The organism is Pyramidobacter porci (assembly GCF_009695745.1).
GTDB classification, from domain to species: Bacteria; Synergistota; Synergistia; order Synergistales; family Dethiosulfovibrionaceae; genus Pyramidobacter; species Pyramidobacter porci.
This window is the reverse complement of record NZ_VUNH01000010.1, coordinates 57,415-78,249: the sequence shown is the minus strand read 5'-3', so window position 1 is coordinate 78,249 and position 20,835 is coordinate 57,415. Positions and strand designations below refer to the sequence as shown.

The following is a 20,835-nucleotide window of genomic DNA, read 5'->3' as shown; positions in this document are numbered from 1 at the left end:
AAACCGCTTTGCGGCGTTCTTTTCGTTTGATTTCGTCTGCAAAAACACATCGATTTAAATTATAGCATAGCGCGGTTGCGGCGATGACTCCGGCGTCGCGGTTCCAAAAAAAATTCCGCCCCCAAAATCATTCCGCCGCGGCGGAATGATTTTGGGGGCGGAACGGAAGGCTACGCCGTCTTCTTTTTCTTGCGCAGCGCCGGCAGCAGAAGCAGGGCGATCAACGCCCACAGCACGAGGCAGAGCGGGCGCGTGAAGAAGATCGCCGGCGAGCCGTTGGAGATCGCCAGCGCGCCGCCGAAGCCCTCTTCCGTGATGCGCCCGAGGATCAGCCCCAGCACCACCGCGCCGAGATCGAACCCCATACGGTGCAGGAAGTAGCCGCCGACGCCGAAAGCCAGCATCGTCCAGACGTCGAACATCATGTTGCGCATCGCGAAGCTGCCCACCACCGAGAGCACGGCGATCGCCGGCACCAGCAGCGAGTTGGGAGCCGTGGAGATGCGCGCGAAAAACGGCGCCAGATAGATGCCGAGGAACAGAAAGACGATATTGGCGAGGAACAGCGAGAGGATGAAGCCGTAGGTGATCGTGCCGTATTTGGTGAACAGCTCCGGCCCGGGGATCAGGTTGTTGATCGTCAGGCCGCCCATCAGGCAGGCCGCCACCGAGTTGCCGGGAATGCCCAGCGTCAGCATCGGCACCAGCGAGCCGCCGACGCAGCCGTTGTTGGCGCTCTCCGACGCGGCCACGCCCTTCGGGTTGCCGTGACCGAACGTCTCCGGTTCCCTGTCGAGCGACTTGGCCGTGTTGTAGGAGATGAAGGCCGAGATCGTCGCGCCCGCGCCGGGCAGCATGCCGACGATCGTGCCGATGACGCCGCCGCGACAGATTGTGGGATAAAGTCCCTTGGGCATCTTGTTGTCCTTCAGCGTCGAGACGTCGGCCGCCAGTTCCTGCACGATGCTGGCCTCGCCGGTCAGATCGAGCAGCTGGCTGACCGAGAACAGGCCGATCAGCGCGGGGATGTCCTTGATGCCGTCGAACAGCTCCGGCACGCTGCCGGCGAAGCGCGGATAGGCGTCCATCGGGTCCATGCCGACGGCGGCCAGCAGCAGACCGATCACGCCCGAGATCAGCCCCTTGATCAGATTGCCGCTGGTCAGGGTGACGATGCTGGTCAGCCCCATGACGGCGAGCAGAAAATTCTCCGGCGGGCCGAAGCGCAGCGAGAACTTGGCCAGCACCGGAGCCACCAGCAGCAGCGCGAACGTGGAGATGATGCCGCCCCAGAAGCTGGCTACCGTGGCGATCGTGATCGCCACGCCGCCTTTGCCCTTGCGGGTCATCGGATAGCCGTCGAGCGCCGTCGCCGCGGCGGCTGGGGTGCCGGGCGTGGACAGCAAAATCGACGAGATCGCGCCGCCGAACATGCCGCCGGAATAGACGCCGCCCATCAGCGCCAGACCGACGACGGGATTCATGCCGAACGTGACGGGGATCAGCAGCGCCACGGCCATTGTCGCCGTCAGGCCGGGAATGGCGCCGATGATGACGCCGCCCAGCGTGCCCGCGACGATGGCAATCAGCGGCGCGGGAGCGAACAGGCTCAACGCCGCCTCAGTGATCATTTCCATCATCATTCCGCCTCCTTTACAGAAGCGCCAGGGCCGCTTTGGCCTTGGCGAGCGAGCCGGGCACGTCGGCAAACGTGAATTCTTCGAAGATCCCCAGCGGCACCGGCACGCCGAGGAAGCGCACGAACACCCCGTACACCAGCGCCAGCAGCGCGGCCGTGCTGACGATCAGCAGCAGCGGCCGGCGCAGCCCCAGCAGGAGCGCGAGGACGAGCATGTAAACGGCGCTGGCCGCATAAAATCCGACGTATTTGAGCGACAACACATAAACGAGCGTCAGCGCCACCGTGGCGGTAAACGCCCCGGGAGCCTTCACCCACTGCGGTTTGCCGGGATCCACGCCGCGCAGTGACGCGGCGATCAGCAGAGCGCAGAGGATCGCCATCACCGCCAGCAGGAATTTGACGTACTGCGAAGCATGCACGGCGTAGGCCGGAAATTTGAGAACTTCGGAATAGATGGCGCCGGCGAGGACGATCCCCGCGGCGCCGGAAAGAATGCTGACCGTTTTTTTGTTCATCGGAATGTGAACGTCTGCGGCGAAAATTTACCAGGGCGCGACTTCGTAGGCTTTGTCGGTTGCCGCCTGCAGCGCTTCGAGGTACGCCTTGTACTCGTCGCCGTTCATCTCGTTGATCAGCAGCACGCCCTTGGCGGCTGCCTGGAACTCGGGATCGGCGATCGTCTTGGTGAACATCTCGCGGATCTTGGCGAGCGCCTCGGCGTCCATACCGGCGGGAGCCGCGAAGCCACGCGAAGAGTCGGAGACCATCTTGGGATAGCCGAGCTCGGCCGTGCAGGGCACGTCGGGCATCATGTCGCTGCGCTTGCCAGCCATCACGGCCAGGCAGCGCATCTCGCCGGAACGGACCTGCGCCTCGACTTGGGAAACGTTCATGAAACCAACCGTGACGTGTCCGCCCATGACGTTGGCCTTGGCTGCGGACGATCCCTTGGAAGGCACGGGACGCAGCTTGATGCCGAGATCGGCCTCCGCGGCCAGGCGGGCGAAATCGTCGTCGCCGCCGGGACCGGAGGTGGACGCCGTGCAGTTTTCGTTGTTCTTGACGAATTCGGCCAGCCCTTTCAGATCCATGATCGGACTGTTGCCGGGGACGACGATCGCGCCCGGATCGGTGACGAGGTTGCCGACATAGTCGAAGCTTGCCAGCGTGTACTGCGCGCGCTTGGCGGAGACGTGGGCCGTCAGGTGCGGCGTGTAGAGACAGCCGAACGTGTAGCCGTCCTTCTTGGCGTTGGCGATGGCCTGGAATCCGATCTGTCCGCCGGCGCCAGGCAGGTTGTCGATCACCATGGGCGCGCCCAGATACTTCTCGCCGAACTTGGCCAGCAGACGGGCCATCGTGTCGGTGCCGCCGCCCGCCTCTGAGGGGACAATCACGTGCACCGGTTTTTCGGGATAAGCGGCCGCGGCCGCGCCGGCACAGCCCGCCACAGCGACGAAAGCGAGAACAGCAAACAGTTTCTTCATAAAACGATCACTCCGTTCTTTGGATATGATGTTGGTGAAACAGATCGTTTCTCCATTGTACAATTCAGAGAGTTTTTTTTCAAAGGAAAGTTGACGGAAAAAAGAATTTCTTTGGGGAATCGAAATTGGGGAATCGAAAAACGATCCCGCCTTCGAGGCGGAAAAGCGGCGGCGTTTCTGCATCGGATGAAGCGCCGCCACTCTTTAGGGTGCCTCTAAAAACCTCTCATAAGCTACGGGAATTTTATAACAGCGTGAAGTCTTCTTTTTCGGGAGGAACTGCGATGGGTTCTTCCTGAAATAATCTTTTCAGAATATGAATGCACTCCGCTATGGCCGAAAGCCGTAGATCGTCTTTGCGGTAATAAAGAGAAATATCCCATAAAAAATTATATGGAGGAAGAAGATAATAATAATTGGCATCAAGTTTTGATTGATAAAACTCAACATAATGCTCCGGGAAAATTGTCACTCCCAGCCCTGCCGCCGACATACGTTCTTTCACCTCAAAACTGCGCGATACAAGCACCGGGTGAGGCGTTATATTCGCTTTTTTAAAGATCTCATTGCAGACATCGTAAAGCCGCTGTCCTGGTGCGCTCAGAATGTAGTCGGCGCCATCGGTAAGCCTGATGTCAATAAAAGGATGTCTCTTACCGCGAATTCTCTTTGCGGCCCTGTTCAAGGGATGCCCCTGCGGAACCGATAAAAGAAGTCGCTCCTGCATAAGAAGGATACGTTCCAGTTGAGGATTTAATACCTTCTGCTTTTTCGACATGACCGCCAAGTCAATTTCATTTTTTAAAAGAGATTCTTCTAATTGCGGCGAGCGGGCTTCATAAGGCTGAAATTTGGCGGAAGCTTTTTTCTCCTGATAGATTTTAAACAGGCGTGGAAAAAGATATGCTCCGATATTGAAAGGGGCTCCTACAATTACGGTTCCTTTTCGTTTCTTTGAAATATTGTCGAGCTGTTTTTCTAAATCGCGGCTGAGCATGTAAATTTTTTGGCAGGCCCCAGCAAGCAGCTCGCCTTCTTTTGTCGGCACAAAATTGTGCCCATTTCGATAAAACAAATTTGATCCTGTCTGTCCTTTTAAGCGTTGGATCAGTTGGGTTAATGACGGCTGACTAATACACAATTTTTGCGCTGCTGTACTTAGATTACCTTCTTTAACAATTGTCAGAATATATTCCGCATCTTTAACGCTTAAATTGATCATTCTTTGCTGTCTCCAATTTATAGGAAAAACTTATTTTTTTTATAGAAAGGCCATATTTGACTTATAGTAGTATAGATCGATATATTCTAAACATCAACGTTATTTTAGTTAGTTGATGGTATCTATATTTTTTAGGAGGGATTATGATGAAAAAAATTTTGCTTGCTTGCGCGCTGACCGCCGTAACCTTCAGCAGCCTGGGAATGAACGAGAGTTCTCTTGCAAAAGATCTTGATTATCCCAAGAGGGATATTCGAGTGATCGTCCCCTTTAATGCGGGGGGGAACGCGGATCTTTCTATGAGAGCGCTTGTCGCTGCCGCGAATCACGGAAAATTTTTTAAAGGCGTAAATATGTACGTGGAAAACATTGGCGGAGGCGGGGCCGTTATCGGTCAGACCGCCGGATACAGGGCAAAACCCGACGGATATACGCTGATGCTGTATACTTCTTCGCTCATCAACAACGCGCTTTTCAATAATACGAGCTATAAATATGACAGCTTCCTTCCAATCGCCGGATATAATCCTGACCCTGAAGTCCTTTATGTGCCAGCCAATTCCCTTTGTAATACTCTGAAAGATTTTTATGACTATTGCAAAAAAGCTGAATATGTTGTTGGCGTTACTCCGGGACATACGACGGGGCACCATCTGAGAATGATGAATATTGCCGAAGATAATGGATTTAACTTTCAGTATATCCATTTTAACAGCGCGTCGGAACAACTTCTTCAAGTTGTTGGAAATCATGCTGACTTCAGTATGAACACTTGGGGAGCAACGAAAAACGCTTATAAAGACGGAAAGGTAAAGATTCTGGCGATTGCGACCAAAGAAAGAATGGCGGACTGCCCCGAAATTCCGACGTTCGTTGAGCAGGGCGTCAATCTAGTAGACGGCGCAAATCGCGGCATTTGCATCCGTGAAGGCGTTGATCCTGAGATTTATCAGTATCTTGTTGACGAATTCAAAAAAGTTATCGAAACGGACTTCTTTGTTCGGCAAATGTACCAGATTAATGCAATCCCGGCGTATCAGACGCCCGGAGAATATAAGAAGTACATGGACGACACATATAACACGGTGAAGTCAATGACGGAGAAGCTCTCAAAAGAAGTTGAGAAATAGTCAAAGATAAAGGCTGTACTTTTAGGAAGGTGTCTCAAAAGTCGTCAATTCGATTGAGAGACACCTTTTTAAGGAGGAGCAAACCATCCATGAAAAAAAAAGAAAAACTTTCAAATATCTTATTGCCTCTATTTCTAGCTTTTTTCTCGGTGTATATTTTTATTGAAGGGCATGCATACCGTGGAAACGATAAATATTTCCCCATGCTTCTGGGGTGTTTAGTTTTTATCGTGTCAGTTTGGATGATCATAGAGGAGCTAGTGGGAAAAGGAAAGCCGATTGTTTTTTCCGAGATTAATTGGAAGGGTATCCTCCTATCGATTGCAGCAATGGTCGCATATGTCTTTCTTTTCCCAAGGATCGGCTACGTGGCGTCAACCTTTTTGTTGGGGTTTTGCATCATAAGAGGGCTTGGTTATAAAAGCTGGATAGGCGCTATTTTGTGGCCTGCCTCTCTTGTTGGAGTCACGTTTGTTATTTTTAAGATTTTGCTGAAAGTTCCGCTGCCGACTTTATTGGGTGTTTAAGGGGGCCGTATTTATGGATGCTCTGTTAAATCTTTTTTCCGGCATTGGCAATATTTTTACCGCTCCGTTTGATATTTTCCTTTTGGTCAGCGGCACGGCCCTTGGCGTGTTAGTAGGTGCTCTGCCCGGTCTGAACAGTTCCATTACTATGGCAGTGTTGATCCCCATTACCTACGGGATGGATCCCGGCGCTGCTCTGTGTCTTCTTGCGGGAATCTATACGGGTTCTACGTGTGGAGGCAGCATTTCCGCTATCCTTCTGGAAATTCCAGGAACGGGCGCGGCCGTTGTAACAGCTTTCGACGGCTATAAAATGCAGCAGCGCGGCGAGGGAGGTTTAGCGCTTGGCATTACGGCGGTCAGTTCCGCTGTCGGCGGCGTTATCGCGGCGGTGGTCTTATGCTTTGGAGCTCCGTTTATTGCCGAACAAGCGCTAAAGTTTGCTTCGCCTGAGTATTTTGCGCTGTGTCTAATGGGTTTTGCCTCTGTTATCGGCATGAGCACAGGGCGCATATCAAAAAATATTATGGCAATTTTGCTCGGACTGTTGATCAGCATTATAGGAATTAGCCCTCAGGGCGGCATCAAACGTTTTACGTTTGGTTTCAATGTTCTGCTGGAAGGCGTTCCTCTGGTTCCGATGCTGATTGGTTTGTTTGGAATCAGCGCCCTTTTGGGCGTTATCGCGAATATGAAGCCTTTGCAAAGAGCGGGAAATGCCGCTTTTATTTTAAAAGAAACCGCAAAGCGCGTTCGTATGGCCTATCCTGATAAAAAAATGATTTGCAGTTTTCTTCCCATCTGGATGCAATCAACCGTGGTCGGCAATATCGTTGGTGCTATCCCTGGAGCAGGCATGACCGTTGCTATTTTTATGGCTTATGATCAGGTAAAACGCTATCGTCCTGATTTGAAGTTTGGAACGGGCGTTCCTGAAGGGATCGCGGCGGTTGAGTGCGCCAATAATTCAGTCGTCGGTTCGTCGATGATTCCTCTGCTGGCGCTTGGCGTTCCGGGAAACGCGGCCTCGGCGCTTTTCTTGGGGGCCTTGCTTATTCAGGGGCTTCGCACCGGCCCAAATTTCTTTGTTCACAGCGCAAGCGTTGCATACACCTTAATCGCCGCGTTCCTGCTCGCGAGTATTCTATTGATTCCCGTTATGCACCTTTTCGTCAATTACTGCGCAACGTATGTCTTGTCATTAAAACGTGAAGTTCTGAACGGATTAATTCTGATTTTATGCGTTACCGGAGCCTTTACGACCGGGAACAATTATCAGTTCATCATGATTGCCATTGTTTTCGGGATAATCGGATTTATTCTGAAGAAGTATGAAATTCCGTTTGGCCCGCTCATTCTTTCAGTTGTTCTTGGAAGCATGGTAGAAAGTTATTACATAGGGACAATGGTCATGTTCCGCTCAAATATCATGCTGATCTTTAGTCGTCCCATTTGCGACGTTCTGCTTATCCTGACCGTTATATTCCTTCTCATGCCGATTTGCCGCGCCTTGCGCAAAAGAAGAGAAAAGGCGTAGTTTCTGAAGAAATTTCCAAGGAAGTGTTTTTATGAAGATCACAAAAGTTGACGTCTATATGCTCGATGCCACAGTTCAGAGAGCCAGTCGCCGTCCCATCATTACCCGCGTTCATACCGATGAGGGGCTTTATGGCGATGGAGAAGCCGGCATTGCCTTAGGAACGGGGGCTCCTGCAGCTTATGGAATGGTTAAAGATCTTGCAAGGCTGATCATCGGAATGGATCCGATGAATACGGAGCAAATCTGGCACCGTTTGTTCAAGAGTTCTTTCTGGGGAATGGGCGGCGGCCCGGTTGTTTTTGCGGGAATCAGCGCTCTTGATATCGCTCTTTGGGATATTAAAGGAAAAGCTCTGGGCGTGCCTGTCTACCAGCTCCTAGGCGGAAAATGCCGCGATGACGTACGCTGCTATGCCTCGCAGCTCCAGTTTGGCTGGTACGATAAAATCGGACCTTGGGGCAAAACAGAAGATTATGTAAAAATTGTCGAATACGCTCTGTCTCAGGGGTACGATTGCGTAAAAATTGACTTTACGCAGTTTGACCGCGACGCGAAACGCCTTCCGACGACGGTTGCAGAGGGAATCCTTACGCGTCCGTTTATTAACATGATTGACGAGCGCATGGGTGCCATTCGTAAGGAACTTGGCTATGACTTTGATATTATTGTTGAGAATCATTGCCGCACCGATGCGATCAGCGGCGTTATGCTCGGAGAGCTTTGCGATAAATACAAAGTGATGGCTTATGAAGAACCCGCAATTCCGCTGAATCCTGATATGCACAAGGTAATCCGTAATAAAATCCATACACCGATTGCATCAGGTGAGCGTATTTTTGGCACATGGGGATTTTACAATTTCTTTAAGCAGGATGCTGTTCAGCTTATTCAGCCTGATATCTGCAACTGCGGCGGCTTAACGGAAGGAAAGAAGATCTGCGATATGGCGGCGGTTTTTGACGCAACGGTTCAGGCCCACTGCGCAGGTTCTCCCATTTCTACAGCGGCGGCGCTTCAACTTGAAGCAGCGATCCCAAATTTCTGCATTCACGAACATCATTTTCGCAGTACACAGCCGGCGCTGACCGTTCTGTGTGAATATGATTATCAACCGAAGAACGGTCGCTATGGAATTCCTAATATTCCCGGAATCGGTCAGGAACTTTCACAGCACGCGATTGATACCGCCCTAATGCATGATTGCGTTGACGAGTTCTGGAGAGGCTTGTAAAACTCAAAAGACCCCCATCTTCTTTGATTCAAAATATTTGGATAAAAACGCGTCGCTTGTTATGCTAAGCATAACAAGCGACATAATTTTTTATGTAATGCTATTTCTTGATAAAAAGCACTAACATGATTTGCAAGGCGCTGCGAGGAAGTTTAGTCGCTCGGACATACTCGACTGCTGCGTAGTCTGCGCAGCTCACTTTGTGAATCTCCCTCGCAGCGCCTCTGTGTTCGGCATTTTAATTGAGAAATAGTATAAAGAGCAACAAAGATTTGTTTAGCCGAGCTAGGGCAGTTGTTAAAAAATATTTTAACTTATACTGCTTCAATAAAATAACACTGGCAGCAACAAGAACAAAGGCGAAGAACGAAGCGTCACGTTCGTCATAACAGGTGAAAATTCTACAGAACCATTTGAGTTTCTGAAAGAAACATTCGACCAGGTGTCGTTCCTTACAAACAAGCCCTTCCCGAGAAGTAATGTACTCTCTGATGGCTTGCGAACCGTAAGCTTTATCGCCGACGATGTTATGATGTTGTTCACTCTGATTTCCGTTTGCCCGAGCAAGGACACGGCATGACGGGAATCATGGTCATTGCCTGGACTGGGCAGGAGTGTTAGCGCGGATTGCCTCAACCATCTCCTGTTGCGTGAATTTTCGTATTCCTGCCGCCCCTGAACATGCTGATCGCTTGAGCCCCTTCTTTCCCCTTCCGAGGGTTTCCCCCTTGTCGTTGGCACTTTGATGTACTTTGCAGGACGTCGAGTCGATAGAGAGATTTTCCATATCGGCATTGGCACTTAACGCAGCAAAGATTGCCTCGAATATTCCCCGCTGTTTCCACAGCCTGAAATGTGCGGAGACTACCTGTCATTTGCCGTAACGCTCCGGAAGTTCTCTCCATAGAGCTCCACTTCCGGTAAGCCACAGAATTCCACTGCTTATCCTACGGTTATCGTATTTTGCCGTGCGTCCGCGTTGACCTGATTTCGGGTGTTCTGGCGGCAACATTCTCTTGATTCGATTCCACTCGCTGGAGGTTAGTTCATATCTTTATCGTTTCCATGGGGAAAGTTTAAATGATTGGATCGATTGGGGCAACTTTGACGTTTTTTAACAAGGCCTAATCGAAGATAGTTTTTCTCTATCTTCTATATTATCTTTTTAGTATTGGACAATCAAACCTAAAAACTGTATTTTAACGCTAAAAATTAAGTATGGGAAAATTGCGTTGCTTATTTAATAACAGAATAACAGGAGGAGAAAACGATGAAGAAAATGAGAAAGTGTCTGTTTGCTGCGTGCCTGATGGCTGCTTCGGTGTTCTCTTTTGGAGGAAATGCAGGAGCGGCGGAAAAACGGGAACTCATGATGGGAACCGCGACGACCGGCGGATTCACGTATATCTGGGGAGCCGCCGCAGCGCAGATCATTAACAAATATGTTCCTTCTGTAAATATAACCGCACAAATTACTACGGGTGGAAACGAGAACATTATCCGCATTGTTGCCGGAGAAATGCCAATGGGCGTTGTTGGAAGCAATATTATCCAATCTTTCTATGATGGCATTTCAGGAACTAAAATTAAAGCTCATAAAAACTTAAGAACTATCTGGGTCTCAAAGTCGACGATTTTCAGCGCGATTGTGCATAAAGATTCTCCGTATCAGTCAATCAATGATCTTAAAGGCAAGAAGGTTTCTATCGGAAACAAAGGTGGTTCGGCGTATGATTCTATCTCTGCGTTCTTGAAAGCCTTGGGAAAGGACGGCAATTATTATAAGCTCCAGTTCCTGACGATGAACGAGAGCCTTGACGCGATGAGAACGCATAATATTGACGGATTCTTCACAAATACTTCCGATCCTCATACCGCTATGACTGAAGTTTTCAACATGCCCGGCGGAGCCCGTTTCCTTGATTTTGAACCCGAAGTCATTGATACCCTTTTAAAGGAGATTCCGTATCTGAAGCCCGCAGTTCGCCCTGCCGGAACGTACAAAGGTCAGACAAAAGATCTTCACAGCGTGGGCAGCCCGTATGTGCTTGTCGTTAACAAAGATTTTCCCGAGGATCTTGCTTATCAGATCGCGAAAGTCCTTGATGAGAACTATGACGAATGGGTTAATATCGCTGCTAACGTAAAAGGTTCCACTCTTGAAGCGACTGTTAAGAATGCCTATGCACCGCTTCACTCCGGCGTTGTGAAATATGCTAAAGAGAAGGGTTTGCTGAAGTAAGGCATTATTGAAAGAATAAGGGGGGAGAAAAATGAAATTCTTCAAGGAAATGGTCGCAGTCTTAGGCATCGCGTCTATCGCCGCTTCTTCGGCGAACGCAATGGAATTTAAAGGATCGAAGAATATTCCCGTGGTTAATGGCGTTGCCGAAATCATGATGGGGGCGACAACTACCGGCGGATGGACGTACATGTACGTGTCGTCAGCCGCAAAATTGATCAGCGATAAAAATCCCAATATCAACGTGACGCCGCAGATTACTACGGGCGGCGGCGAAAATCTGGTTCGCGTTGCAGCCGGAGAATTGCCGGTTGGCGTTGCATCAGCGGCATACATTGATAAGTACTATCATGGCTCAGGAAAAATCAAGCCTTGCCCTCAACTGCGTACATTATATGGTTCTCCCAACAGCACATTAAGCGTTATCGTCGCTGCCGGATCGCCCTATAAAACGATTGAGGACCTGAAAGGCAAAAAAGTCTCTATCTGCAATAAAGGCAATTCAGGTCAGCTTTTGGTTGCCGATCTGCTTAAAGCGATGGGGCGCGATAACGGATATTACAATCTCCAATATTTGACCCCTTCCGAGAGCATGGATGCTTTAAAAACAGGCAATATTGACTCCCTTTGGATTTGCGCGTGCGATCCGCACGTCGCTGTGACGGAAATTTTTGCCATGCGCGGCGGCGCTCGCTTTATTGAATTCAGTCAGGAACAAAAAGAACTTTTCCTGAAAACTCATTCATACCTTTCGCCTGCCGTTCGTCCTGCAGGAACTTATATTGGCCAGACGGAAGATTATCACAGCATCGGCAGCCCGTATGCACTGCTCGTTACCGAAGATTTCCCGGAAGAAGTTGCTTATGAAATCGCAAAAACGTTGGATGAGAATTATAACGAATGGACGACGATTTTCGCCGGCGTAAAAGGCGCTACGGCGCGTAATACGATTGACACGCAGATTGCGCCGCTTCACCCCGGAACAGAGCGTTATTTTAGAGAAAAAGGCTATATTTAAAGAGCTTCCCGTTCTTTTAAGAAGGGACAGTTTTTCTGTAAAAAAATCAAGAGGAGCGGATTTCTGCACATGAAATATGATTTTGACAAAGTGATCGAGCGCAGGGGAACGCAGAGTTCCAAATGGGATAACGTCGGCCCCCGCGTGGGAAATCCGGACGCGCTGCCCATGTGGGTGGCGGATACGGATTTTCAGACTCCGCAGCCTGTTGTCGACGCGGTCGCGAAGCGCGCTCAGCATCCCATTTATGGCTACACGTTCGTAGTTCCCGAGTTCCAGAAAGTTACCGTAGACTGGGTTAAAAGGCGCCACGGCTGGGAGATTCAGCCCGAATGGCTTATGTTTGCCACCGGCGTTGTGCCCGTGATGAATACGATGGCGCAGATTTATTCCGAGCCGGGCGATGAAATCGTCATTCAGCAGCCGGTGTATCCGCAGTTTGCAAACGCCGTGCGCGATACGGGCCGCGTCATCAGCGATAACGGGCTCCTGTATAAGAACGGCCGCTATGAGATTAATTTTGACGATCTGGAGCGCCGCGCGTCAAGCCCCAAGGCAAAACTCATGTTCTTCTGCAACCCTCATAATCCAGCAGGGCGCGTGTGGACCGTCGAAGAACTGAAAAAAGTCGCTGAAATTTGCCTCAAACATCACATTATCCTTGTCAGCGACGAAATTCATTCTGACCTTATCCTGTTCGGGCATAAGCATACACCTCTGGCTTCTCTCGATAAGCGCTATGAGGAAATGACGGTTACATGCTATGCGCCGTCAAAAACCTTTAACACCGCCGGATTAAGAGGCTCGGGGATCGTCGTTCCCAATCCTGAAATTCGCGCTAAGCTGGAAAAGCAGTTTAAGAGAAACCGCGCGATCCAGCAGAACATTTTTGCCCTTCCGGCGTACATTGCGGCTTACACCGAGTGCGATGATTACCTCGAACAGCTCTTGGCTTACCTCGAAGGCAACGTGTTGTACATTGAGGAATTCTTAAAAGAAAAAATGCCCAAAATCAGAATGGTACATCCCGAGGCAACGTATCTTGCCTGGCTTGATTGCTCTGAAACGGGCATGGAGGGCGATGCGCTGGCGGATTTCTTCATTAACCGCTGCAAGGTTGCCATTAACCGCGGCGATTCATTCGGACCCGAGGGCAAAAAATTTGTGCGCCTGAACTTTGGCTGCCCTCGCATTACTCTTGAAAAAGGGCTGGACCAGGTTTACGTTGAGTATCAAAAACTGTTCCGTTAACATTTTATAGGGAGGCTTTTGTTATGAAAAAGTTTGCTGTGAAACCGTTGTTCGGAATGCTTCTTGGCGCCCTTGTCGCGACAGCCGCCGTGGCTGCCACGTCCTCTGGGTTCCCCCAAAAGGACATCAGAATCGTTGTTCCGTTCTCGGCCGGCGGCGGAACCGACACCATGGCCCGCATTCTTTCGACGGCCGCCGGTAAAAAGTATTTTGACGGGCGTTCGCTGATCGTTGAGAACATGGGGGGCGGCGGCGGCGTTATTGGCCAAACCTATGTGGCTAAAACGGCCGAGCCTGACGGTTACACCGTAATGTTGTATACGAGTTCCTGTATTAACAATTCTCTGCTGAAAAACGTGAAGTATTCGTATGAGGATTTTAAGCCGATCATCGGCTGCAATCCTGACGCCGAGCTCCTTGCCGTCCCCGTGGATTCGCCCTATCACAACCTGAATGAGCTTCTTGAGGCCGCGAAGACCCAAACCATTAAAGTCGCCACGCCCGGCCATTCTTCGGGGCATCACGTTCGCGCACTGAATATGGCTCGCCTGATGAATCTTAAGTTCGCCTATATTCACAGCAACAGCGCGGCCATGCAGATGGCTCAGCTCATGGGCGGCCATTGCGACGTGTCGTATATGACGGTTTCCGAAGCTGCCAGCGCCATCCGCAGCGGCAAGGTTCGCGGAATCGGCGTTATGGCCGCTGAGCGCGAAAAGTCGATTTCCGATGTCCCCACATTCCTTGAGCAGGGCTATAAGGGCTGGATCGACGGCGCTAACAGAGGCATCGCGTGCAGAAAAGACGTTCCTGATGACATTTATCAGTATCTTGTTGAAGAGTTCCGTAAAGTCGCTTCTTCGCAGGAGTACGTTGATATGATGGATAAAGCGGGAATGGTTTCCGGCGTTCAGAGCCCCGCTGAGTATCAGGCTTATATCGACTTTACGGCCGACGGGATCAAAGCTTTAAAGCCCGTGCTGACCAAGAAACAGTAAAACCGAAAGCTGACTGTCAGAGGGGGAATTTTTTTTGAGCAAGGAAAAAGCAATCAACCTCATAATGCCTGTTTTTTTTGTGATCTTCAGCATTTGGATCGTAGTTACTGCTTATCAGATGGGTTCTGAAGAAGGAACGTTCCCTTTGATGGTGGGCGGCTTTCAGTTAAGTGTTGCGCTGTTTCAGCTTTATTTCGATCTTACGAAATCTGAGCATGTGAATAAATTCAAAAACAGCAACGTGTGGAAGGTTATCGAAGCCGTCGCGGTCATGTCGCTTTATGTGTTCATGCTTAAAAAAATAGGCTATGTGATCGATACGACAGTGCTCGCGATTTACACGATGGTGACGCTGGGCTACAGAAGATGGGGCGTTGTCCTCATCTCGGCCGTGAGCATTACTGCAGTGGTCTTCTTCGTGTTCAAGGTGCTTTTGAACGTTCCGCTGCCAATGCTTTTCTTTGAATTTTAACAAAAGAGGTTTCGGGCCTTGCGCCCGAAACCTTCTCTTAACGCGCATCTCAGCGCGGTTTGAACTGTAAGGGAGAAATTTTATGGAAAATATAATGCTCGGGTTAGAGCAGTTTTTTAATCCGCTTGTGCTCCTCGCTCTTATCGGAGGAACTGCGCTCGGATTGGTTGTCGGCGCTCTGCCGGGATTAAACGACAGCATTACCATCGCCGTGTTGATCCCGATAACGTTCGGAATGGATCCTCATGTCGCCCTGTCGCTTTTGGTCGGCATTTACACGGCTTCGGCCTGCGGTGGTTCAATCCCCGCCGTTCTGCTTGAGATTCCCGGCACAGCTTCCGCAATGGTAACGGCATGGGACGGGTATCCGATGACGCTGAAGGGATACAGCAAACGGGCTTTGAGCCTTTGCATGTTCAGCTCGTTCTTTGGCGGGATCAGCTCCGCCATTGTCCTTCTGCTTTTTGCCCCGATCCTCGCCTCGTTCGCGCTGCGTTTTGGCCCTCCCGAATATTTTATGCTGGCCATTCTCGGTATGAGTACCGTTATCGGCATGGCAGGCAAAGACATCGCGAAAAACTTCCTATCGATGACGTTGGGCCTTTGGCTTGCCTGCATCGGCATGAGCCCCATGACAGGGCTTGACCGATATACGTTCGGCTATGCGTCACTGCTTGACGGGATTCCTCTGATCCCCAGAATGATCGGGCTGTTTGGGATTTTCTCGATCCTGAAGATCTGCGATGCCGTCGGCAAAGGAAAGTCCGAAGCGGCGATTGCTTTGGAAGCCGCAAAATCGGTGACAGACGATAAAATCGCGGTTCCTTCGTGGGCAATGTGCAAACACCTGTTTCCCACGTGGCTCAGGTCAAGCGCGATCGGGAATATCCTCGGCGTCATTCCCGGGGCCGGAATGACGATGGCGATTTTCCTTGCCTACGATCAGGCGAAAAAATCGCGTCCCGACCTTCCGTTCGGCACGGGCGTGCCCGAAGGCGTCGCGGCTCCTGAATCGGCGAACAACGCCGTCGTGGCCAGCTCGATGGTGCCCCTACTTTCGCTGGGAATTCCCGGCAACGGAACCTCAGCGCTGTTCCTTGGCGCTTTAACGATTCAGGGTCTTCAAACGGGGCCAGAGCTTTTTGGCGAACACGCCGATATGGGCTACATGATCATCGTGGGCTTCATTCTTGCCAATCTTATTATGCTGCCGATGAGCCTTCAGTTCTGCAAACACGTTGCGACGAAGGTGTTAAAGCTGAATCCGCAGATTCTTGCCGCCGGCGTCCTTGTTCTGTGCGTCACGGGAGCATTTGCGTATCAGAACAACCCGTTCCATATCGGCGTCATGATCTTCTTTGGCGTGATCGGTTATCTGTTCTGGAAGTTCGGCCTGCCCCAAGCGCCGCTGATCCTTTCAACGATCCTCGGGGGCATGATGGAGAACAACTGGATGTCGAGCATGGTTTATGCTGACGGTTCGCTGGCAGTGTTCGTTGAGCGCCCGATCAGTCTGATCCTGCTAATCCTCTCCGCGATTTTCCTGATCTGGCCGCTTGTGCAGAGGACGAGAGAGTTCTTCAAACAGCGCAAGGCGGCGTAAAGGCGCAGAAGAAAATGTAGTTGAGCGGGCAGAAAAGTTGTTTTAATAAAACGGCAGCGATCGTTTTTGCTCGCTTTTATGTCAATCGTAAAAGATGAATAAGGAAACAAGGAGGCGAGTGACATGTCATTAAAGAAATTGAGCGATAAACTGATTCTCCTTGTAGGTGCGGTTCTAACTCTATTCCAGATTTATACGGCTGCTACAATGCCCTTTCCTGGTATGCAGCAAAGAAGCATTCATCTTGGCTTGGGACTGGCTCTTGTTTTTCTTGTAAAATCGAAGGCAAAGAAACCCGAGTATCAAAATTTAGTTTTATTGCTTGGGATAATTCTTGCTGTTGTGTCTCTTGCAGTGTGTTTTAACGTAACGTGGCAGTGGCTTGATATGGCGGAGCCAATGCGTTTAACTTTCCCTGAGACGGAAGACTTTGTTTTTGGAACGACGCTTATTTTGTTAGTTCTCTTTGGAACCCGTAAGGTCACAGGGGTTGCGATGCCATTAATAGCGATCTTTTTCCTTGCCTATGCCTATTTTGGAAAGTACGTTCCCATCGCTATGTTCCGTCATCCTGGTGTAAGGTTTTCTCAGTTAATTTCGATGGGATATATGGGAACGGAAGGAATTTTCAGCAGCATTTTAGGAGTTTCTACAAATCAGGTTTTTATTTTCCTTCTGTTTGGGCAACTGCTTGACTCTTTAGGCGGAGGAGCATTCTTCCTCGACTTGGCGAATAGCGGATTTGGCAGAGTGAGAGGTGGTCCCGCGAAAGTTTCCATTTTCGGCAGCGCTTTATTTGGATCTATCAGCGGCAGCGCCGTGGCTAACGTCGTTGCAACCGGAACGATAACGATTCCCTTGATGCAGGAAGTCGGATATACTCCCGTTTTTGCAGGAGCCGTCTCTGCAGTGGCTTCAACTGGCGGCCTTATCATGCCTCCTGTTATGGGCGCAGCTGCGTTCATTATGGCCGATATTCTGGGAATTCCTTATTGGGATGTCTGTAAAGCGGCTGCAATTCCCGCGATTCTCTATTATCTGGCGCTTTATCTCTGTGTGGATTTTCGCGCAGCGTCGCTGAATATGCATGGGCTGCCTGAGAATGAGATCCCCAAGTTTAAGGATGTTATAAAAAAAAGCGGTTTCATTTACATTACGCCGCTTGTCCTTTTGGTTTATGTATTGGGAGTTCTTCAGTATCCGGCTGATAAGGCTTGTTTCTACTGTTGCTGTTTGCTGATCGTTTTGTCTCTTACAAAGAAAGAACTGCGGAAAGTTCTTGCTGAAGATTGGCTTACAATCCTTGTAAAAACAGCTCGCAGTTCTATGACGGTAATTATGGCGTGCTCTTGTGCCGGATTGATTCTGCTTGCGCTTCAGACCTCGGGCTTAATTCTCAAACTCGCGAATATTCTTGTTGCTCTTGCGGGCGGGAGACTGTGGCTTTTGCTGATCCTTGTTATGCTGTGTTCCATCATTATGGGTATGGGCCTTCCCGCGTCAGCTTGCTACATTATCTTAGCGATCCTCGGAGCGCCTGCTATTGTCTCTTTAGGCGTGCCTCCCGTTGCGGCGCATTTGTTCGTTCTGTTCTTTGGATCGATGTCGGCGATTACTCCACCTGTGGCTATGGCCGCATTTGCTGCCGCTCCGATTGCAAGAGCTTCGTCGGCGCGCATTGGGTACGCCGCATGGTGGATGGGGCTGCCTGCGTTCTTAATCGCATTCTGCATGGTTTTCCAGCCTGCGCTCGTAATGATCGGCTCTTTGTGGGAGATTGGACTTGCTGTCTTTTTCTGCGTTGCCGGCGTATTCTGCATGACGGTCGGCCTTCAGGGATATTTCCTCTCTCGCGTGTCAGTTTTACGCCGCGTCATTTGGATTGTTGCCGGTGCAATGCTGATTGCGCCTGAAACTATCAGCTCGGTGATTGGCCTTGTAATCGGAGTTTTCCTGTATTTTGTTGAAAAGACTCTGAGTAAGAAAGCCGTTGCAGCGTGACGTTATTCAATCCTAATGGGAGAATAGTTTTCCGGAAAGTGTAAAAATTCCGCTTTCAGGATTTTTGTGAATTCCTTGAGGATTGGAGAAAGAGGCTTCTTATCCTGATAAACGACGCAAACATGCCAGTCCGGGATGTAGTGTTTGTCCAGCAGGCAATAAGAAGCCTTTGTGTGATTATCAATAAAATTTCGGTAATAGTCGGGCAGAAAGGCAAGACCTATTCCGGCGGATGCCATGCGTTTGATAGTTTCGATGCTGCGGGATTTGAAGACTATCGGCGGGTTGATCCCGGCGGCTTCAAAGATTTTTTCCGCGACCTGATTCATTCGCTGGCCTTCGGCGCTTTCAATGAAAGGTTCCTTTCCTAAAAGTTTGATGTCGATGTACGGCAGGGGGGCGCCGTCTTTTCTGTAGAAGAATTTTTCAAGATGATGCCCTTTCTGCATCATGAGAAGGACCTGCCCTTTAAAAAGAGGTTCGTAGGCGAGTCCCTGAATGGCGGTTCCCGTAAAGGGAAGAATGGCCGTGTCGAGTTCACCCGATAAAACGAGGCGTTCAAGTTCGGCCGAGGTTCTTTCAAGAACTTGAAGTTCGACGTTGGGGTGAAGTTGCGAGTAAATCTTTTTGATGCGGGTAAACATGTACGATCCGAGGTACAGCGTGATTCCTAAGAGGATGCGCCCTGCGTCGTTTTTTAAGATGTCGTGGATTTCGTTCTCAAGGTCTCGCGAGATCTGAAGGATTTTGAGCCCGGCGGCGACGAAGCGTTCGCCCGCATAGGTGAGGCGCATGGAGCCGGAAGAGCGGTCAAATAAAGGCGCGCCGAGGCGTTTTTCGATTTTTTTCAACGATTGAGTGAGCGAGGGCTGCGCAATGTGCAGAGCGCGGGCCGCCTTGGTGACGCTGCCTTCGCTTTTGATCGAGAGAACGTAATTGATTTCGCGCAGGTTAAGCTCCATGTGTCCTGTTCCGCCTCTGCCGAGACGGAACGTTTCCTCCTTGCCGTGAACGTTAAATGATTCTTGATGTGTTGAAAAAGGAGTCTTATGATGGCAGAAAATTTGACAATATCAGAACAAATGGCGGAATTTGCTTTGAGTCTTACGTATGAGCAGATTCCCCTGAATGTGATTGATTATGGAAAAATGCTCCTGATGGATACATTCGGAGTCGCGATGTCGTGCCAAAAACTGCCTCATGCCGAGGCGGTGAAGAACGCTCTGTTTGAGCTGAAGTCCCCGGCTGGCTGTACTTTGTGGGGCGGAAGGGACAAGGCTTCGCTTGCCGACGCGGCTCTGTATAACTCTTCACTGATTCACGGCGCGGATTACGACGATACGCATGTGGCCGCTATTGTGCACCCGAGCGCCGCCGTGACGAGCACGGCAGTGACCGTGGGCGAGTATGTGAACGCCTCCGGGCGCGATATGATGACGGCAATTGTAGCGGGCTGGGAGATTATTGTTCGCCTCGGTTTGGCTGCAAAAGGGAGATTCCACGATGTCGGCTATCACGGAACGGGGATCGTCGCGCCGTTTGCCGCAGTGTGCGTTGCAGCAAAGCTGATGGGGCTTTCCAAAGAAACTCTGGTCAACGCGCTGGGCATTTGTGGAAGCCAGTCGGCGGCTCTTCAGGAGTTTTTGAACGACGGTTCGTGGACGAAAAAGATCCATCCGGGCTGGGGGGCTCACAGCGCAATTTATGCGTTGCTGATGGCCAAGCACGGGTATGTCGGCCCGAAAAAGGTTTTTGAAGGCAAGTTCGGAATGTGGAAAACACACGTGGGCGGCATCGACGGCCTTCAGGAAGAATTTAGCGACATCGGAAAAGTTTGGCATACGCCCGAGATCGCGTTTAAGATGTACCCCGTGTGCCACATGACCCATTCGTTTATCGATTGTATGCTTGCTCTTCAGAAGGAATACGGATTTACGGCCGATGATATTCAGTCAGCCGAGTGCCGCATTGAAAAACGCTGCTACGAGATCGTGTGCGATCCGCGCGAGGCGAAGATTCATCCGCAGAGCGATTATATGATGCGCTTCAGCCTGCCGTACGTCGTGGCGATCGCGGCGATCAAAGGCGCGATCGGCCCGTGGGAGGTCGATATGAAGTACGCAAAAGCCCCCGCAGTTCTCGATCTGATGTCGCGGATTCAGTGCGTGGCTGATGAGAGCAAGCGTAATCCCGGTCGGTTCCCCGGCTGGCTCAAGGTCGTGACAAAAGACGGGCATGAATATATCAAGGATCAGCGGTATGAATTGGGGACGCTACAAAATCCTATAAGAATTGAGAATGTTATTGCTAAATTCAATAGTAACGTAACTCCATTTTACACCAAAAATGAGATTCAGACATTAGTCAATAAAATTAAAGATTTCGATAAGCTTTCAAATGCGGAAGAACTTATTCGGTGTTTTGTGAGTTCGCAGTCGGAATAAAAAGTTTAGTCTAATTTACGGAGGAGA

The 20,835-nt window shown here is 50.3% G+C and carries 17 protein-coding genes and 1 pseudogene; 12 read left to right on the top strand and 6 right to left on the bottom strand.

The annotated features are described in order from the left end of the window. Window positions 1–170: 170 nt before the first annotated feature. The 4 genes from FYJ74_RS09520 to FYJ74_RS09505 all read right to left on the bottom strand — a co-directional run bounded on the left by FYJ74_RS09520 (window position 171) and on the right by FYJ74_RS09505 (window position 4,351). On the bottom strand, window positions 171–1,637 hold the full coding sequence (locus tag FYJ74_RS09520; protein WP_229769446.1) for a tripartite tricarboxylate transporter permease: 1,467 nt from the start codon (window positions 1,635–1,637) through the stop codon (window positions 171–173). 16 nt (window positions 1,638–1,653) lie between these two features. Continuing rightward, the gene (locus tag FYJ74_RS09515; protein WP_154529342.1) at window positions 1,654–2,157 is read right to left on the bottom strand and encodes a tripartite tricarboxylate transporter TctB family protein; all 504 of its coding nucleotides are present in this window, start codon (window positions 2,155–2,157) and stop codon (window positions 1,654–1,656) included. Window positions 2,158–2,184: 27 nt separating this feature from the next. Continuing rightward, window positions 2,185–3,129: a tripartite tricarboxylate transporter substrate binding protein gene (locus FYJ74_RS09510; RefSeq protein WP_120372693.1), complete on the bottom strand. Its 945-nt coding sequence runs from the start codon at window positions 3,127–3,129 to the stop codon at window positions 2,185–2,187. A gap of 244 nt (window positions 3,130–3,373) precedes the next feature. Continuing rightward, window positions 3,374–4,351 (bottom strand): LysR family transcriptional regulator, encoded by a 978-nt coding sequence (locus FYJ74_RS09505; RefSeq protein WP_154529341.1) that lies wholly within the window; start codon window positions 4,349–4,351, stop codon window positions 3,374–3,376. A gap of 146 nt (window positions 4,352–4,497) precedes the next feature. Between FYJ74_RS09505 and FYJ74_RS09500 the strand changes: the two genes are divergently transcribed. From FYJ74_RS09500 to FYJ74_RS09485, 4 genes are all read left to right on the top strand, one after another. Beyond that, entirely contained in the window at window positions 4,498–5,481 is a 984-nt protein-coding gene (locus FYJ74_RS09500) for a tripartite tricarboxylate transporter substrate binding protein (RefSeq protein ID WP_195838881.1), read from the top strand. A gap of 89 nt (window positions 5,482–5,570) precedes the next feature. Then, window positions 5,571–6,008, top strand: a complete 438-nt coding sequence (locus FYJ74_RS09495; RefSeq protein ID WP_154529339.1) for a tripartite tricarboxylate transporter TctB family protein — start codon at window positions 5,571–5,573, stop codon at window positions 6,006–6,008. Between the two features lie 13 nt (window positions 6,009–6,021). Next, complete coding sequence (locus FYJ74_RS09490; protein ID WP_154529338.1) at window positions 6,022–7,545, top strand: tripartite tricarboxylate transporter permease; 1,524 nt, start codon at window positions 6,022–6,024, stop codon at window positions 7,543–7,545. Window positions 7,546–7,576: 31 nt separating this feature from the next. Then, window positions 7,577–8,779: a mandelate racemase/muconate lactonizing enzyme family protein gene (locus FYJ74_RS09485; RefSeq protein ID WP_154529337.1), complete on the top strand. Its 1,203-nt coding sequence runs from the start codon at window positions 7,577–7,579 to the stop codon at window positions 8,777–8,779. A gap of 871 nt (window positions 8,780–9,650) precedes the next feature. On the opposite strand, the pseudogene FYJ74_RS12020 reads toward FYJ74_RS09485, so the two are convergent. Continuing rightward, window positions 9,651–9,812 (bottom strand): annotated as a pseudogene (locus FYJ74_RS12020) (transposase); the annotation flags it as partial. 237 nt (window positions 9,813–10,049) lie between these two features. Here FYJ74_RS12020 and FYJ74_RS09475 point away from each other — a divergent pair. The 7 genes from FYJ74_RS09475 (at window position 10,050) to FYJ74_RS09445 (ending at window position 18,364) form a co-directional block, all read left to right on the top strand. Then, on the top strand, window positions 10,050–11,021 hold the full coding sequence (locus tag FYJ74_RS09475) for a TAXI family TRAP transporter solute-binding subunit (protein WP_154529335.1): 972 nt from the start codon (window positions 10,050–10,052) through the stop codon (window positions 11,019–11,021). Window positions 11,022–11,052: 31 nt separating this feature from the next. After that, window positions 11,053–12,039 (top strand): TAXI family TRAP transporter solute-binding subunit, encoded by a 987-nt coding sequence (locus FYJ74_RS09470; RefSeq protein ID WP_154529334.1) that lies wholly within the window; start codon window positions 11,053–11,055, stop codon window positions 12,037–12,039. Between the two features lie 69 nt (window positions 12,040–12,108). Then, a complete protein-coding gene (locus FYJ74_RS09465) occupies window positions 12,109–13,290 on the top strand; it encodes a MalY/PatB family protein (RefSeq protein ID WP_154529333.1) in 1,182 nt (393 codons plus the stop codon). Window positions 13,291–13,313: 23 nt separating this feature from the next. Beyond that, window positions 13,314–14,288, top strand: coding sequence for a tripartite tricarboxylate transporter substrate binding protein (locus tag FYJ74_RS09460; RefSeq protein ID WP_154529332.1), 975 nt, complete (start codon window positions 13,314–13,316; stop codon window positions 14,286–14,288). Between the two features lie 34 nt (window positions 14,289–14,322). Continuing rightward, a complete protein-coding gene (locus tag FYJ74_RS09455) occupies window positions 14,323–14,760 on the top strand; it encodes a tripartite tricarboxylate transporter TctB family protein (RefSeq protein WP_154529331.1) in 438 nt (145 codons plus the stop codon). A gap of 82 nt (window positions 14,761–14,842) precedes the next feature. Then, window positions 14,843–16,363, top strand: a complete 1,521-nt coding sequence (locus FYJ74_RS09450; protein WP_154529330.1) for a tripartite tricarboxylate transporter permease — start codon at window positions 14,843–14,845, stop codon at window positions 16,361–16,363. 123 nt (window positions 16,364–16,486) lie between these two features. Further along, window positions 16,487–18,364, top strand: a complete 1,878-nt coding sequence (locus FYJ74_RS09445; RefSeq protein WP_154529329.1) for a TRAP transporter permease — start codon at window positions 16,487–16,489, stop codon at window positions 18,362–18,364. 2 nt (window positions 18,365–18,366) lie between these two features. On the opposite strand, the gene FYJ74_RS09440 is transcribed toward FYJ74_RS09445, so the two are convergent. After that, window positions 18,367–19,326: a LysR family transcriptional regulator gene (locus tag FYJ74_RS09440; protein WP_154529328.1), complete on the bottom strand. Its 960-nt coding sequence runs from the start codon at window positions 19,324–19,326 to the stop codon at window positions 18,367–18,369. A gap of 90 nt (window positions 19,327–19,416) precedes the next feature. Here FYJ74_RS09440 and FYJ74_RS09435 point away from each other — a divergent pair, with 90 nt between their 5' ends. After that, window positions 19,417–20,808 carry an MmgE/PrpD family protein gene (locus tag FYJ74_RS09435; protein ID WP_154529327.1) on the top strand — a complete coding sequence of 464 codons (1,392 nt, stop codon included), beginning with the start codon at window positions 19,417–19,419 and terminating at the stop codon, window positions 20,806–20,808. The last annotated feature ends 27 nt before the right edge of the window (window positions 20,809–20,835 follow it).